General features: G+C 66.1%; 16 protein-coding genes. 8 read left to right on the top strand and 8 right to left on the bottom strand.

Annotation, left to right across the window (positions count from 1 at the left end):
* The first annotated feature begins 4 nt into the window (after nt 1-4).
* The 4 genes from narI (at nt 5) to QSJ18_RS07965 (ending at nt 4,825) form a co-directional block, all read left to right on the top strand.
* A complete protein-coding gene (gene narI, locus QSJ18_RS07980) occupies nt 5-754 on the top strand; it encodes a respiratory nitrate reductase subunit gamma (RefSeq protein ID WP_286325821.1) in 750 nt (249 codons plus the stop codon).
* Complete coding sequence (locus tag QSJ18_RS07975) at nt 751-1,965, top strand: nitrate/nitrite transporter (protein ID WP_286325820.1); 1,215 nt, start codon at nt 751-753, stop codon at nt 1,963-1,965. Before narI ends, QSJ18_RS07975 begins: the two co-directional genes overlap by 4 nt.
* 96 nt (nt 1,966-2,061) lie before the next feature.
* Nucleotides 2,062-2,646, top strand: a complete 585-nt coding sequence (locus tag QSJ18_RS07970; protein WP_286325819.1) for a DUF4262 domain-containing protein — start codon at nt 2,062-2,064, stop codon at nt 2,644-2,646.
* A gap of 133 nt (nt 2,647-2,779) precedes the next feature.
* Entirely contained in the window at nt 2,780-4,825 is a 2,046-nt protein-coding gene (locus tag QSJ18_RS07965; protein ID WP_286325818.1) for a M13 family metallopeptidase, read from the top strand.
* Nucleotides 4,826-4,939: 114 nt separating this feature from the next.
* On the opposite strand, the gene QSJ18_RS07960 is transcribed toward QSJ18_RS07965, so the two are convergent.
* From QSJ18_RS07960 to rplN, 4 genes are read right to left on the bottom strand one after another with little or no spacing between them, the layout of a single operon-like run.
* Nucleotides 4,940-5,125 (bottom strand): type Z 30S ribosomal protein S14, encoded by a 186-nt coding sequence (locus QSJ18_RS07960; protein WP_012835401.1) that lies wholly within the window; start codon nt 5,123-5,125, stop codon nt 4,940-4,942.
* A 1-nt stretch (nt 5,126) separates the two neighbouring features.
* The gene (gene rplE, locus QSJ18_RS07955; protein WP_286325817.1) at nt 5,127-5,708 is read right to left on the bottom strand and encodes a 50S ribosomal protein L5; all 582 of its coding nucleotides are present in this window, start codon (nt 5,706-5,708) and stop codon (nt 5,127-5,129) included.
* A 1-nt stretch (nt 5,709) separates the two neighbouring features.
* Nucleotides 5,710-6,027 (bottom strand): 50S ribosomal protein L24, encoded by a 318-nt coding sequence (gene rplX, locus QSJ18_RS07950; protein ID WP_286325816.1) that lies wholly within the window; start codon nt 6,025-6,027, stop codon nt 5,710-5,712.
* A 1-nt stretch (nt 6,028) separates the two neighbouring features.
* Nucleotides 6,029-6,397, bottom strand: a complete 369-nt coding sequence (rplN, locus tag QSJ18_RS07945; RefSeq protein WP_005197644.1) for a 50S ribosomal protein L14 — start codon at nt 6,395-6,397, stop codon at nt 6,029-6,031.
* A gap of 505 nt (nt 6,398-6,902) precedes the next feature.
* Between rplN and QSJ18_RS07940 the strand changes: the two genes are divergently transcribed.
* Nucleotides 6,903-7,943: an alpha/beta hydrolase gene (locus QSJ18_RS07940; protein ID WP_286325815.1), complete on the top strand. Its 1,041-nt coding sequence runs from the start codon at nt 6,903-6,905 to the stop codon at nt 7,941-7,943.
* Nucleotides 7,944-7,971: 28 nt separating this feature from the next.
* Here the strand turns inward: QSJ18_RS07940 and QSJ18_RS07935 are convergent, their stop codons facing one another.
* Nucleotides 7,972-8,310, bottom strand: a complete 339-nt coding sequence (locus QSJ18_RS07935) for a LuxR C-terminal-related transcriptional regulator (RefSeq protein WP_286325994.1) — start codon at nt 8,308-8,310, stop codon at nt 7,972-7,974.
* A gap of 339 nt (nt 8,311-8,649) precedes the next feature.
* Nucleotides 8,650-9,339 (bottom strand): helix-turn-helix transcriptional regulator, encoded by a 690-nt coding sequence (locus QSJ18_RS07930; RefSeq protein ID WP_286325814.1) that lies wholly within the window; start codon nt 9,337-9,339, stop codon nt 8,650-8,652.
* A gap of 368 nt (nt 9,340-9,707) precedes the next feature.
* Between QSJ18_RS07930 and QSJ18_RS07925 the strand changes: the two genes are divergently transcribed.
* The 3 genes from QSJ18_RS07925 to QSJ18_RS07915 all read left to right on the top strand — a co-directional run bounded on the left by QSJ18_RS07925 (nt 9,708) and on the right by QSJ18_RS07915 (nt 12,754).
* The gene (locus QSJ18_RS07925; protein ID WP_286325813.1) at nt 9,708-10,466 is read left to right on the top strand and encodes an acetoacetate decarboxylase family protein; all 759 of its coding nucleotides are present in this window, start codon (nt 9,708-9,710) and stop codon (nt 10,464-10,466) included.
* A 201-nt stretch (nt 10,467-10,667) separates the two neighbouring features.
* Nucleotides 10,668-11,681, top strand: coding sequence for an alpha/beta hydrolase (locus QSJ18_RS07920; protein ID WP_286325812.1), 1,014 nt, complete (start codon nt 10,668-10,670; stop codon nt 11,679-11,681).
* 92 nt (nt 11,682-11,773) lie between these two features.
* Complete coding sequence (locus QSJ18_RS07915; protein ID WP_286325811.1) at nt 11,774-12,754, top strand: pirin family protein; 981 nt, start codon at nt 11,774-11,776, stop codon at nt 12,752-12,754.
* 39 nt (nt 12,755-12,793) lie between these two features.
* Here the strand turns inward: QSJ18_RS07915 and QSJ18_RS07910 are convergent, their stop codons facing one another.
* Nucleotides 12,794-13,516: a CE1759 family FMN reductase gene (locus QSJ18_RS07910; RefSeq protein WP_286325810.1), complete on the bottom strand. Its 723-nt coding sequence runs from the start codon at nt 13,514-13,516 to the stop codon at nt 12,794-12,796.
* A complete protein-coding gene (locus QSJ18_RS07905) occupies nt 13,513-14,607 on the bottom strand; it encodes an LLM class flavin-dependent oxidoreductase (RefSeq protein ID WP_286325809.1) in 1,095 nt (364 codons plus the stop codon). Before QSJ18_RS07905 ends, QSJ18_RS07910 begins: the two co-directional genes overlap by 4 nt.
* Between the last annotated feature and the right edge of the window lie 49 nt (nt 14,608-14,656).

The raw sequence follows: 14,656 nt of genomic DNA, 5'->3' as shown, positions 1-14,656 counted from the left end.
TGACATGGACGTCTTCGCCTGGGGTGTGCTGCCGTATGTGACGTTGGGCCTGCTGATCGGCGGCACCGTCTGGCGCTACCGATACGACAAATTCGGCTGGACCACCCGATCCTCGGAACTCTACGAATCACGGTTGCTGCGGATAGCGTCGCCGCTGTTCCACTACGGCATCCTGGTCGTCGTCGTCGGTCATGCGATCGGCCTGGTGATCCCCCAGTCGTGGACCGACGCGGTCGGCGTCTCCGAGACCCTGTATCACTGGGGCGCAGGCGTATTCGGCATGATCGCAGCCATCGCCACCATCATCGGGGTCGCGCTGCTCATCTACCGGCGGCGCACCACCGGCCCGGTTTTCATGGCCACCACGGCAAACGACAAGATGATGTATCTGGTACTGGTCTGCGCACTGATCGCGGGCACCTTCATCACCTTGGTCGGGATGGCCGATCCGCACGGACCCGGCGTCAACTACCGAGAGACCGTCGGACCATGGTTCCGCTCGATCTTCCTGCTGCGCCCGGATATCGACGCGATGAACGACGCCCCGCTGCGCTTCCACGTCCACGTTCTGATCGGCATGCTGCTGTTCTGCCTGGTGCCCTTCACCCGGCTCGTCCACATCTTCACCGCGCCCGTGCACTATCTGTTCCGGCCCTACATCGTCTACCGCAGCCGCGACGCGCAACCCGCGCCGGGCAACCGGTCGACGCGTCGTGGATGGGCTCCCGTCGGAGTGAAGGATCGCGATCGATGACCACCACCGCGCCCACCGCCACGGTCCGCCCCGGGCAGGCACTCAACCTCTTCCTGGCCACGCTGGCCTTCTGCATCAGCTTCTGGGCGTGGAACATCATCGCGCCGTTGGGTGTGCGCTACACCGATCTCCTCGACCTCTCCTCGACGCAGAAGTCGGTACTCGTCGCCGTCCCGATCATCGTCGGATCGCTGGGCCGCATCATCACCGGCGCCCTCACCGACAGGTTCGGCGGCCGCCTGATGTTCCCGATCCTGCTGGTGCTCTCCGCCCCCTTCGTCGTGCTGGTCGCCGTCGCGGGCAACCTCGGGTCGTATCCGATGATGATCGTCGTCGGATTCTTCCTGGGTATCGCAGGCACCACCTTCGCCGTCGGCATTCCCTTCGTCAACGCCTGGTACGACAAATCCCGCCGCGGTTTCGCGACCGGCGTCTTCGGCGCCGGGATGGGCGGCACCGCCCTGTCGGCGTTCTTCACCCCGCGCTTCGTCAACTGGTTCGGCTACACCGCGACGCATGTCATCATCGCGGTCGCACTGATCGTCGTCGCGGTCGTGGTCTGGCTGTTCATGCGCGACGCGCCGGGCTGGGAGCCCAATCACGACCCGGTGGTCCCGAAACTGGTCGGTGCGGCCAAACTGCCCATCACCTGGCAGATGGGTTTCCTCTACGCGGCGACGTTCGGCGGTTTCGTGGCCTTCTCCACCTACCTACCGACCTATCTGAAGGACGTCTACGACTTCGGGCTGCAGGATGCCGGTACCCGCACGGCGGGATTCGCACTGGCCGCAGTCGTCGCCCGCCCGGTCGGCGGGATGTTGTCGGACCGATTCGGCGCCCGCATCATCACCGCGATCTCCTGTGCAGGCGCGGCCGTACTCGCGGTGTGGATGATCACCCAGCCCGGCCTGGAAATCCCCGCAGGCGTCGATTTCGTACTGATGGCAGTGTGCATGGGCCTCGGTGCCGGCGCCGTGTTCAGCTGGGTGGCCCAAGAGGCACCGGCCGAACGGGTGGGTTCGGTGACCGGCATCGTCGGCGCCGCGGGCGGCCTCGGCGGATTCTTCCCACCCCTGGTCATGGGCGCCACCTACGACGCCGACGCACACAGCTACACGATCGGCCTGGTGCTGCTGACCATCACCGCGGTCTGCGCGTTTCTGTTCACCCTGTTCGGCATCAAACGGCGCAAACCGGTACCGACCCCCTGAGCCGACACAGCGCCGCGGGTCCCGCATTTTTACCGGGATCAGTTTTGTCGGGGGTCCGTGGTCTCATGGACGCACCTTCGAACAAAGGAGCGAACCATGTCGGATCACGCAGCTGCGATGCTCGGCCTGCCCCGCTGGCACCCGAACCCGTACGTGCGCGCCTCCATCGAGGCCATCCGCCGTCATGGCCGGCAGATCACCGCGGTCGAGGTCACCTGTGACTGCCCGAACCCACCCTCCTGCGACCACCCGGACTGCTCCTTCTCCTATACCTCCGGCCTCACCCTGCACGACCTACCCGAACTGTCGGTGTATGGACTCGACGCCGTAACCGGCACCACGATGCTCGACGAGGTCGGCGCGCTGCTGCATCGCCAGGACTGGCGCACGCTGGTGACGGCCCAGGTCGAGATTCGTCTCCGTGGCATCGACGCCCCGGTCCGTCTGATCGAGCAGGTGGACAAGGATGAGCTACTCATGGCCAACCTCCTCTTTCCCGACGCCCCCGCCCTGCAGGTCGTCTGGACCGACGAGGACGGCCACTACCCGTGGGAGGACGCCTACACCTTGCTGCCGATGCATCAGCCCTTGCGAGGCGTCGCCGACCTCGACGCCCATGTCGTGCCGACACCCCGCGTCATCAGCGGTATATCGCCCAAACGACGTATCAGCAGCCACTGAGCTGCGCCTCAGATGAACCTAAGTCAGGTCCGATAGCCTCGCCCCAGTTGCGCTCACCCGTGGTGACCGGCTGCCGTGTATACCTACCCGTATACGCACCACATTCGTGCACTGCGTGCATCAGGAGGTTGTTGTGAGCTCATCCGACGGTCCGGTTCAGGTCAATCGCCGGTCGTTCCTCCTCGCGTTGGGGGCCGTCCCGCTCGCCGTCGCGCTGACCTCCTGCGACACCGCCGAGACACAACCGAAGCTGCTGGCCGGCCCGGACCTGTCCGGAGTCGATGCCGCCGTGCGCCCCCAGGACGACCTGTACCGGCACATCAACGGCACCTGGCTGCGCGACTACCGGCTGCCGCGTGACAAGACCTACTACGGCACCTTCTCCGAGGTGTCCGACCGTGTCCAGGAACAGCTGCGTGCGGTGATCGACGGCATCCGCACACCGGCGCCCGGTTCAGAGGGGCAACAGATCCGCGACCTTTACGACGCCCGCGTCGACGAGGCCACCCTCGACAAGCTGGGCATCGAACCGTTGCAGCCGATGTTCGACCGGATCGACGCCGCCACCACCAAAGCCGAACTGGCCAAGGTGATGGCGGGTCTGCCGATCGGCGGGATCATCGGTCTGGGCGTCGGGGTCGATCGCCACGACTCGAACGCGCACGTCCCGGTCATCGGCCAATCCGGCCTCGGCATGGGTGACCCCCAGTACTACCTCGAACCCGAATTTGCCTCCTATCTGTCGGCCTACGAGACCTTCCTCCGCAAGCTGGCGGCCGGGGCGTCGCTGGCCGATCCGAACGGCGCCGCCGACCGCACACTGCGGCTGGAGAAGCGTCTCGCACCTGCGTTCTGGGACAACGTCACCTCCCGTGACTCCGACGCCACCTACAACCCGATGACCTGGGCACAACTCAAGGCACTGGCCCCGACCTTCGACTGGGAGCCGTGGCTGGCCGGCAGCACCGACCGACCACGCGAACTGTTCGCCGACGTCGTGGTCGGCGAGCCGTCGTACATCACCGCGGCAGGCAAGGTGTGGACGACCACCGACATGCGCACGCTGCGCGACTGGCTCAAGCTCAGCGTCCTCGGCGAGTACGCCCGCTATCTGCACAAACCCCTGCGCGACACCAACTTCGCCTTCGTCCAGGCCACCAGCGGCCTGCAACAGCGCCCCGAGGTGTGGAAATCCGCGGTCGGCCTGGTGGACAACCAACTCGGCGAACAACTGGGCAAACTGTATGTGGCCCAATACTTCCCACCGGAGGCCAAAGAACAGGTCAAGCAGATGGTGGACAATCTGTTGTCCGCGTACCGGGTGAATTTCGAACGGTCATCATGGATGTCGGCCCCGACCCGGAGCGCCGCCGTCGCGAAACTGGACAAGATCACCGCCAACATCGGCTACCCGGACCACTGGGTCGACTACTCCGACCTCAAGATCACCCGCGGCCGACTCGTCGAATCCCTGTTGGCGATCAACGATTTCGAGGTCAAGCGAGCCTTCGGCAGACTCGGCCGACCGGTGGACAAGACCGAGTGGGGGATGTCTCCGCAGACGGTCAACGCCTACTACGACCGCACCTCGAACTCGATCAACTTCCCGGCCGCCTTCATGCAGCCCCCGTTCTTCGATGTCAACGCCACCGCCGCGGTGAACTACGGCGCGATCGGCGCGGTCATCGGACATGAGATCGGGCACGGCTTCGACGATCAGGGGTCGAAGTTCGATGGCGACGGCAACCGCACCGACTGGTGGACGAAAGACGACCAGGCCGCCTTCGAGGAGAAGACCCAACAACTCGTCGACCAGTACAACGTGCTCATCCCGCAGGGACTGCCCGCGTCCAGCCACGTCGACGGCCAACTCACCGTCGGCGAGAATCTGGCCGACCTGCGTGGCCTGCTGATCGCGCTGGCCGCCTACCGCACCGCCGAGGCCCACGCCGGCCGCCGTGAACCCGACTACACCCCGGTGTTCCAGTCCTGGGCGCGCAACTGGCGAGAGAAGCAGACCCCGCAGACCCTCGAACAGCAGATCGCCGGCGACTCCCACTCCCCCGGCGAGTTCCGCGCCAACCAAGTTGTCCGCAACGTGCCCGAGTACTACCTCGCCTTCGGGGTCCGGCCGTCGGACAAGATGTTCCTCGCCGAAGATCAGCGCGTCAGCCTATAGCAAACGGCCCCACCCTCGAATCGAGGATGGGGCCGTCGAAAGCTGGTGATTTCGTAGTACGAACCTGCGTTTTCCGCGGGTCCGTACTACAAAATCGCGCTTGTGGAAGTCAGCTCACCAGCTGGACTTCTGCACGCCCGGCAGCTCGCCGGCGTGTGCCATCTCGCGCAGGCACACACGGCACAGGCCGAACTTGCGGAACACCGAATGCGGACGACCGCACTTGTTGCACCGGGTGTAGGCCCGCACGGCGAACTTGGGCTTCTTGTTGGCCTTGTTGACCAGAGCCTTCTTTGCCATGTCAGTTGTCCTTCACGGAGTTGTCTTTGAACGGGAAGCCCAGGTGGCGCAGCAGCGCGCGGCCTTCTTCGTCCGTGGTGGCCGAGGTGACGACAGTGATGTCCATACCGCGCGGCCGGTCGATGTTGTCGATGTTGATCTCGTGGAACATCGACTGCTCGTTCAGACCGAAGGTGTAGTTGCCGTTGCCGTCGAACTGACGATCCGACAGACCGCGGAAGTCACGGATACGCGGCAGGGCGATCGACACCAGGCGGTCCAGGAACTCCCACATGCGGTCGCCGCGCAGCGTGGCGCGCGCACCGATCGGCATGCCCTCACGCAGCTTGAACTGCGCGATGGACTTGCGGGCCCGACGGATCTCGGGACGCTGACCGGTGATCAGCGCGAGGTCCTCGACGGCACCGTTGATCAGCTTGGCGTCGCGAGCGGCGTCGCCGACGCCCATGTTCACGACAACCTTGACGACGCCCGGGATCTGCATCACGTTGGCGTAATCGAACTCGGTGTTCAGGGCGTCCTTGATCTCCTCGCGGTAGCGAGTCTTCAGGCGCGGAACGACCTTGGTTTCGGTAGAGGTCATGTCAGATGTCCTTCCCGCTCTTACGCGAGACGCGGACCTTCTTGCCGGTCTCTTCGTCGACGCGGTAGCCGACGCGGGTCGGGTTGCCGTCGGAATCCACAACCATCACGTTCGAGACGTGGATGGGGGCTTCCTGGGTCACGATGCCGCCGGAGGAGGCACCGCGCTCGTTGGCCGACGCGGCGGTGTGCTTCTTGATTCGGTTGACGCCCTCGACGAGGACTCGCTGCTCCTGCGGGAAGGCCTGGATGACCTTGCCCTTGGCGCCCTTGTCCTTGCCCGAGATGACGATCACGGTGTCACCCTTGTGGATCTTCATGTCAGATCACCTCCGGTGCCAGCGACACGATCTTCATGAACTTCTTCTCGCGCAGCTCACGGCCGACCGGGCCGAAGATGCGGGTACCGCGGGGGTCGCTCTCACCCTTGAGGATGACGGCGGCGTTCTCGTCGAAACGGATGTAGCTGCCATCGGGGCGGCGGCGCTCCTTGGTGGTGCGCACGATGACGGCCTTGACGACCTCACCCTTCTTGACGTTGCCACCGGGGATGGCGTCCTTGACAGTGGCGACGATGACGTCACCAATGCCGGCGTAGCGCCGCGAGGAACCGCCGAGCACGCGGATGCACAAGATCTCCTTGGCACCGGTGTTGTCGGCGACTCGCAGGCGAGATTCCTGCTGAATCACTCGTTAGTCTCCTTGACCTGGCTCTGCAATGTACGGCGGATTTCCGACCCGACGCACACGGTCTGTCACCATCGAACACGCGCCTGCCTGGTCTTTTCCGTCGAAACGGGTCATCCCAGTGGGTTCGCGAGCCGATTCGCGACGCACTCGGCGCCGCAGGCAACCCCACAAGTGTAGGGGAATCCGCAGGTCGGAACCAAATCCATGCTGCGAGCCCACCCACTGCGACGACACCTACACTCGAACATCCATGGGTGGCGGCGCCACTGCATCCACGAGTGGCGGCGCCACTGCATCCACGAGTGGCGGCGCCACTGCATCCACGAGTGGCGGCGCCACTGCATCCACGAGTGGCGGCGCCACTGCATCCATGGGTGGCGGCGCCACTGCATCCATGGGTGGCGGCGCCACTTCGCCCTCGGCGAGGCGGTACCGTCACGCACACCGGCGCAATGACAACATGCCGGCGACGAGAGCGCCGCAGAGGCCAAGGGGTGGGTAGACGATGATCAGTCGACGATTCGGGCAGCGCCGCCCGACCGGGTCCGCACTGTCGGCGATCGCAACCATCGTCGCGACACTGATCGGCTCCGCACTCGTCGGCGCGGCGGTTGCCGCGCCTGCCACCGCATCCCCGTCCCCAGCATCCGAGATCACCGCGACCTATCACAAGGGTCCGCAGGAACTGACGCTGATCGTCTACTCGGCATCGATGGGGCGCTCCATCCCGATCACCGTCCTCACGCCGCGCGAACAACGTCGTCCCAGCCCGGTTCTCTACCTACTGAACGGCGCCGGCGGTGGCGAGGATTCGGCGACGTGGGATGCCCGCACCAACTATCGCAGCTATTTCGCGAATCAGAATGTGTACGTCGTGACCCCGATCGGGGGCGCGTTCTCCTATTACACCGACTGGCAACGCGACGATCCGGTCCTCGGCCGGAACAAATGGCAGACCTTCCTGACCCGCGAGTTGCCGCCCCTGATCGATGCGAAGTTCCCGACGACACGGGTCAACGCCATCGCCGGGATCTCGATGGCGGGCACCTCGGTGCTGAACCTGGCGATCGCCGCACCGCACCTCTATCGTTCGGTGGCCGCGTTCAGCGGCTGCGCACGCAGCAGTGACCCACTCGGCCAGCGCTACATCCAGCTCGTCGTCGGCGAGCGGGGTGGCGGCGACGTCGTCAACATGTGGGGACCGCTCGACGGCCCCGGCTGGCGCACCAACGACCCCTACCTGCACGCCGCCCGCTTGCGCGGCACGAAGGTCTACATGACCAGCGGGAACGGCCTTCCCGGCACTCACGAGCAACTCGACGACCGCAACGTCGAAGGCGATCCGCTCACCCTCGCCAATCAGGCAGTGGTGGGTGGCGGGATCGAGGCCGCCGTCGACGTGTGCACCCGCCAGATGGTCACGCGTATGCGTGAACTGGGCGTCGCGGTGCAGGTGAATTTCCGGCCCAGCGGCACACACTCGTGGGGCTACTGGCAGGACGATCTACACAACACCTGGCCACGGGTCGCCCGTGACCTTCGCTGACCCGACGAGCATCACCCGAGTGTCGGGGCTACCAGCGGTCGAGGCTGGTGTACCCGTCCTGCAGCGCTCGCGCGAACAGGTGCGTCTTGGTCGGGGCACCGCGGCCGACCGCGGAGTACTTCACGCGAATGCGGGCCAGGTGGGTACTGACCGTCGACGCCGAGATGAACAGTGCGGCAGCAGCTTCTTCCTTGGATTCCGCGGCCAGCCAGGCGAGTAACACCTCGATCTCGCGCGAGGACAGCTCCGGTCGTTGCGGCGCAGGCACATCCGGTTCCGCGAGACGGTAGTCCGCGATACGGGTGACGACGCCCTCGTGCGCATCGACTTCCTCCGCGAGACCAGTCGAGGTCCCGGTCCGGTGCATTCCCGCTGCTCGCGTCAGCGGAATGGATCCTGGTCGTCGGCTCACCTTCACAAGCATTCCTTTGCTCGCAGCGCGTCGCGGCGGCCGGCGGCCACCACGGTAGAACGTTGGTCGCACGTCCCCCGACGATCCCGCTTCCAGGCATTGAAGGCTAGGCAACCTCCGCCGGGAGCAGTAGACCCAGAACTGGGGACACATCCGTCCGCGTACGGATACTCGCTGTCGCGAGAATGCCCTCGACCAGCACAAATCCGCCACACCAGCCAGTTCTCACACTGATGAAAGCGCGGGTGTGAGACATATCTCGTGACCCGGTCGGTGCCGTACGACGCGTGTCGATCAACCATGACCACCCCGTCCGCCGCGATTGCCCGCACCACGGCCCGGCACCGGCAACCAGCCGTCCTCCACCGCCCGTTTGAACAGGTCGAGTTTTGTCCGGGTGGGCCGGCCCGCCGCCGCATACTTCTGCCGGATTCGTTTGAGGTACTCGTTGACCGTCTCCGCCGACACCCCGAGCGCCTCCCCGACACGGGCCGACGTCTCGCCGGACGCATAGAGGGCGAGGACCTTCTGCAACTGCGGAGACAGATCCACCGTGTAGAGGTCCGGATCGCCGTCGATCGCGGCGGCCCATTCGGTGGTCAGGACGGCACGCCCCTGCGATGCCGCCCGGATCGAGTCGATGATGACGGCCTCGTCGGCGGATTTGAGCACGATGCCGAGTACTCCGGCACGCGCAGCCGAGCGCAGTAGTGAGGGATCCTCACCCGAGGTGTACACCACCGTCGCGATGCCGTGCTCCGTCAACGTGGTGACGTTCTCGCGCGGCGTGGTGCCGTCGTCGAGGCGCAGATCGAGCAGGACAACATCGAGCCGACCACCGGCCAGCACCTCGGCCACCGTCGGCGCCGCACACACGAGGTCGATGTCGGCGACCGGCTCGAGCACCCGCTCGATACCCCAGATCGGTGAGCGATGGTCGTCGACCATCCCGACCCGCACCGAAACGCCCTCATTGCCGCCCATGGTGCACGAACCCCCTTGTCGTACTCATGCTTGTCGTACTCACGCGTGTCGTACTCATGCCTCGTCGTAACTCATGCCATTTCGCACTCAGCTTCTTCACAGCCGACGCTTTCCAGACTCTCAGTTACGGTAACCGACCCACCCGACAACTCTTGCCCCGCGAACGGTCGTTCGCGCAGCATCGGCGCACATTTGGCCACGGGTGTCCCCCGAACCGACGACACCGATCGATCCACACGCCGGCGACGACCGTGCCGACGCCCCCTTCCGGCCCACTACATTCCGTGCAAAACTGAAACAGGTTCTATTCCGGCGGTCGCTCGCCCGCATCCGCACCCGGCCCACCGCCCTACCCAAGAGGAGATCCCGTGAGCAATCCGTCGGCGCATCAGATTCTCGGCACCGAGGTCACGATGCCGGTGGAAATCCGCACGGCCCGCTGCTTCGTGGCAGGCTTCACGGCGGACCTGACCGCGGTCACCCGGGCCATCGATGCCGAGGCGGCCACCCCGGGCACCCTTCGCCCGTTGCGAATCCGCCCCGGCCGGACGATGTGCATGCTCGTCTTCGTCGATTACGTCGACGGCGATCTCGGACCGTACAACGAGTTCGGCATCTGTTTCCTGGTAGAGGATCCGACGCAGCCCCCGGCCTCGGCGCTGTCCGCATTCGGCAAACTCGCGCGCGGCGACGCCCGCGCACTAGTGCACCGGCTACCCGTCGACGGCGATTTCACGCTGGCCGCCGGACGTGGGATCTGGGGTTTCCCGAAGACACTGGCCGACTTCGACGTCGACCATGACGCCACCACCAAACACGGCCGCCTCAGCGTCGACGGTGCACTCGCGGTCGACCTGCGTGTGCGGCGCGGCCTCCCGGTTCCGAGTTCGGCGTCGGAAACCGTCCTCAACGCCTACTCGCAACTCGACGGCGTGCTGCGGATGACGCCGTGGCGATTGACGTCGACCACCGGTACCCGCACCCGCATCGGAGGTGCCGATCTGACGCTCGGCGACGGCGCCATCGCCGACGAGCTGCGCGCCCTGAAGCTCGGACGTCACGCGATGATGAGCAGTTCCGTCGATCACCTCACCATGTGCTTCGACGACGCCGTGGTCATCGACTGAACGCGACGCATCGACGAACGGGCACATCGCCGGTGCCGGCCGGACACGAGCGTCCGTCGAACGTGTGAACACCGACCGATCGGTAACGTCTCGCCGCCCCACGGAGAAATACTGGGAAAGCGCTCGGCCGAGGTCGGCGTACCCGGGGCACGACGACACCGATCTGCGCGACGTGCGGCGCAGACCATCTTCGGAGGCGGAATGCGGGCAAGGCTGGCCAGTGCAATCATCGTCGGATTGACAGCACTGGTGACGCTGGTGATCGCGGCCGGTCCGGCCACCGCCGTCCCCACCGACGAGACTCCCGTCGCCTCCCGCATCGTCTCCTCCACGACCCATGACCCGCAGTACGAAACCCTGTCGGTGTACTCGGCGTCGATGCGGAAGATCGTCAAGGTCGATGTCCTCCGGCCGCGTGATCCGTCGGCTACCGCACCCGTGCTGTATCTGCTCAACGGCGCGGGCGGCGGTTTCGGAACCGGCAACTGGGCCTCGCAGACCGACTATCGCCAGTTGTTCGCCGACCAGAACGTCTATGTGGTGACCCCGATCGGAGGCGCCTACTCGTACTACGCCGACTGGCTGCGTCCCGACCCCGTCCTGGGCGTAAACAAGTGGCAGACCTTCATGACACGCGAGCTGCCCCCGCTGATCGACGCGCATTACCCGGTCACCGGCGTCAACGGTCTGGCGGGCATCTCGATGGCCGGGACGTCGGTGTTCAATCTGGCCATCGCGGCTCCGCGGCTCTACCGGTCGGTGGCCGCGTTCAGCGGTTGTGCCCGCACCAGCGATCCGATCGGGCAGCTCTATATCCGCGCAGTTGTCGAGGGCCGCGGCGGCGGCGACACCACCAACATGTGGGGGCCGCCCACCGATCCTCGGTGGCGGGCCAACGACCCGTACCTGAACGCCGCCAGACTGCGGGGTATCAAGCTGTACATGACGTCGGGCAGTGGGCTGCCCGGGGCGCGCGACCGGATCGACGACCCCCGCATCGACGGCAAACCGCTGGTGCTGCTCGATCAGCTGGTCGTCGGCGGGGTCATCGAGGCTGGGGTCGACCAGTGCACCCGCCAGATGATCGATCGCCTGCATCAGCTGCACATCCCGGTAACCGCGACCATGCGGCCGGAGGGCACACACTCGTGGGTCTACTGGCAGGAGGACCTGCACCGGACATGGCCGTCGATGGCGCGTGATCTGGCCGGCTGATCCAGCCTGCCGATGGCTCCGGGGCAAGTCATCTTTCGCCGCAACCGGGGCGCCCTAGACTGGTCGGCAGAGGCGAGAACGGATGGTGGCCAGTGAGCAATCTCGATCCGGCACCGGATGAGATCGAATGTCGGTCGAGCACCGACCGGGTGATGGTCGACCGGCTGACACCGCGGGCGGTACCCCTCGGCGGACCGCGCGCGATGACGGTCCAGCGCACATTGCCCCAGCGTCGCCGGTCCCTGATCGGCGCCTGGTGTTTCGCCGACCATTACGGGCCCGACGATGTGTCGGCGACCGGCGGAATGGATGTGCCCCCGCACCCACACACCGGACTGGCGACGGTGAGCTGGCTGTTCGCCGGGGAGATCGAACATCGCGACACGATGGGCACCCACGCGCTGGTCCGGCCGGGTGAGCTGAACCTGATGACCGCCGGTCACGGTGTCGCGCACACCGAGGTGTCCACCGCGGACACCACCGTCCTGCACGGAGTGCAGCTGTGGGTCGCCCTACCGGCCGCAGCCGCGGATGTCGCGCCGGCCTTCGACCATTACCGGCCCGAGCCGGTACGGGTCGGACCGGTCACCGCACGGGTGTTTCTCGGCGAGCTGTTCGACTCGCGGTCGCCGGTACGCACCCACACACCACTGCTGGGGGCCGAACTACTCATCGAGGCCGGCGCCACGGCCGAGCTGACCGTTGATCCCACCTACGAACACGGTGTTCTCGTCGACGCCGGCACCATCGCCGTGACCGGCTCGGACACCGTGCTCGATCCCGCCGACCTGGGCTACCTCGGTACCGGCACCGACCGCATCACGCTGGTCAACACCGCGCCGACGCAGGCCCGGGTGGTGCTCCTCGGCGGTGAACCGTTGGGCGAGGAGATCATCATGTGGTGGAACTTCCTCGGACGCAGCCATGACGAAATCGCACAGTCACGCGCGGACTGGATGGCCCACAGCGACCGTTTCGGCCAGGTGCACGGCTATCAGGGTCCGGTCCAACATCTACCGGCTCCGGCGTTGCCCACAGTCCACCTACGGCCGCGGCGCAACGATCCCAGCTGATCCGCCTGCCTCCCGTTCGGTTACCTGCCGTTCGACAGCTCAGTGCGGCGCGCCCACCTCCGCGGACTGCCGGGACAGCAGCCGCGCGAAGGTGGCGATACCGGCTGATTCCGACGCCGTTCGCTGGTCGTCGGGCACGGCGCGAACGTTCGGGGAGGTGGCGGCGACAGGACCGGCCGGCGACGTCATCGGGACAAGCGCGACGAGTTCGGCCGCGGCCCGATCGATTCGATCGAGCAGGCCGCCCTCGACGGCCCGTGCGCCGTCCCCGTGCGCCCCATCCCCTTGCGCCCAATCCTCTTGAGCCGCATACACACCGGTCGGGACGACGACCGCGCGCAGGAACGCGAAGAGCGGACGCAGCGCATGGTCGAGGACCATCGAATGTCGCGGGCTTCCTCCGGTCGCCGCGATGATCACGGGTGTGCCGTCCATGGCCGCGCGGTCGAGCAGGTCGACGAAGGATTTGAACAGTCCGCTGTAGGAGCCGTTGAAGACCGGCGTCGCGACGATCAGCATGTCGGCCGCCTCGACATCGGCGACGGCCGGTGCCGCCGACCCGGTCGCGAATCCGGCGTTCATCGACCTCGCGATGTCCACCGCATGTTCGCGTAGGTCCACGACACTCAGCTCGACGTCCACCCGCCGCCTGCCGAGTTCGGCGACCACCGCGTCGACGGTCCGGTCCACCAGCATCCGCGTCGAGGACGGCTGGCCGAGTCCGGCGTTGACCGCCACGACCCGGAGTGCCCGCCCGGTCATGCGCCGACCGCCGCATCGGCATCGGCGTTGCGTGCGACCAGCGACTCGTGGGTCGGGGCATCGGGCACCGATGCGCCGCGACCGTCGGCGAACCCGGCGCGCAGATCGGGGAGTACCTCGCCCAGCAGGTCGAGCTGTTCGAGGACCGTCTTCAACGGCAGCCCGGCGTGGTCGACGAGGAACAGCTGACGCTGGTAGTCGCCGAAGCTGTCCCGGAAGCTGAGCGTCTTGTCGACGAACTCGGCCGGGCTCCCGACCGTGAGCGGGGTTTGGCTGCTGAATTCCTCCAGGGAGGGGCCGTGGCCGTACACCGGGGCGTTGTCGAAATACGGACGGAACTCCGATACCGCGTCCTGCGAGTTCTTCCGGATGAAGAACTGTCCGCCGAGTCCGACGATCGCCTGATCGGCGCTGCCGTGGCCGTAGTGTTCGAAGCGCTCACGGTAGAAGGCGATCAGCCGCTGGAAGTGTTCGGTCGGCCAGAAGATGTGGTTGGCGAAGAAGCCGTCGCCGTAGTACGCGGCTTGTTCGGCGATCTCCGGGCTACGGATCGACCCGTGCCATACGAAGGGGGCCACGCCGTCGAGTGGGCGCGGGGTGGAGGTGAAGGAGTTCAGCGGAGTGCGGAACTTGCCCTCCCAGTCGACGACCTCCTCGGTCCACAGCCGGTGCAGCAGGTGATAGTTCTCGATGGCCAGCGGGATCCCGTCGCGGATGTCCTTGCCGAACCACGGATACACCGGGCCGGTGTTGCCGCGGCCGAGCATGAGGTCGACGCGACCGTCGGCGAGGTGCTGCAGCATGGCGAAGTCCTCGGCGATCTTGACCGGATCGTTGGTGGTGATGAGGGTTGTCGCGGTGCTCAGCTGTAGTCGCTCGGTCTGCGCCGCGATGTAGGCCAGCGTGGTGGTCGGCGACGACGAGAAGAACGGCGGATTGTGGTGCTCACCGAGCGCGAAGACGTCCAATCCGATGTCCTCGGCCTTCTTCGCGATCTCGACGATCGCCTTGATGCGTTCCCCTTCAGTCGGAGTGATTCCGGTCGTAGGGTCGGTGGTGAGGTCGCTGACGCTGAAGATTCCGAACTGCATGTGAGCCGCCTCCTCGGGAGCTGAGTTCTGATACACCATGCATAACCGG

Source organism: Gordonia heveisoli (genome assembly GCF_030315745.1).
GTDB lineage: Bacteria > Actinomycetota > Actinomycetes > Mycobacteriales > Mycobacteriaceae > Gordonia.
This window is presented reverse-complemented; position numbering and strand designations above follow the sequence as displayed.

Bases quoted from the DNA above. Each gene is read 5' to 3' on its own strand.
- narI (WP_286325821.1), top strand. From the start codon at position 5: ATGGACGTCTTCGCCTGGGGTGTGCTGCCGTATGTGACGTTGGGCCTG.
- QSJ18_RS07960 (WP_012835401.1), bottom strand. From the start codon at position 5,125: ATGGCAAAGAAGGCTCTGGTCAACAAGGCCAACAAGAAGCCCAAGTTC.
- QSJ18_RS07940 (WP_286325815.1), top strand. From the start codon at position 6,903: ATGATCAGTCGACGATTCGGGCAGCGCCGCCCGACCGGGTCCGCACTG.
- rplE (WP_286325817.1), bottom strand. From the start codon at position 5,708: ATGACCTCTACCGAAACCAAGGTCGTTCCGCGCCTGAAGACTCGCTAC.
- QSJ18_RS07910 (WP_286325810.1), bottom strand. From the start codon at position 13,516: ATGACCGGGCGGGCACTCCGGGTCGTGGCGGTCAACGCCGGACTCGGC.
- QSJ18_RS07930 (WP_286325814.1), bottom strand. From the start codon at position 9,339: ATGGGCGGCAATGAGGGCGTTTCGGTGCGGGTCGGGATGGTCGACGAC.
- QSJ18_RS07935 (WP_286325994.1), bottom strand. From the start codon at position 8,310: ATGCACCGGACCGGGACCTCGACTGGTCTCGCGGAGGAAGTCGATGCG.
- QSJ18_RS07970 (WP_286325819.1), top strand. From the start codon at position 2,062: ATGTCGGATCACGCAGCTGCGATGCTCGGCCTGCCCCGCTGGCACCCG.
- rplX (WP_286325816.1), bottom strand. From the start codon at position 6,027: ATGAAGATCCACAAGGGTGACACCGTGATCGTCATCTCGGGCAAGGAC.
- QSJ18_RS07975 (WP_286325820.1), top strand. From the start codon at position 751: ATGACCACCACCGCGCCCACCGCCACGGTCCGCCCCGGGCAGGCACTC.
- QSJ18_RS07905 (WP_286325809.1), bottom strand. From the start codon at position 14,607: ATGCAGTTCGGAATCTTCAGCGTCAGCGACCTCACCACCGACCCTACG.
- QSJ18_RS07920 (WP_286325812.1), top strand. From the start codon at position 10,668: ATGCGGGCAAGGCTGGCCAGTGCAATCATCGTCGGATTGACAGCACTG.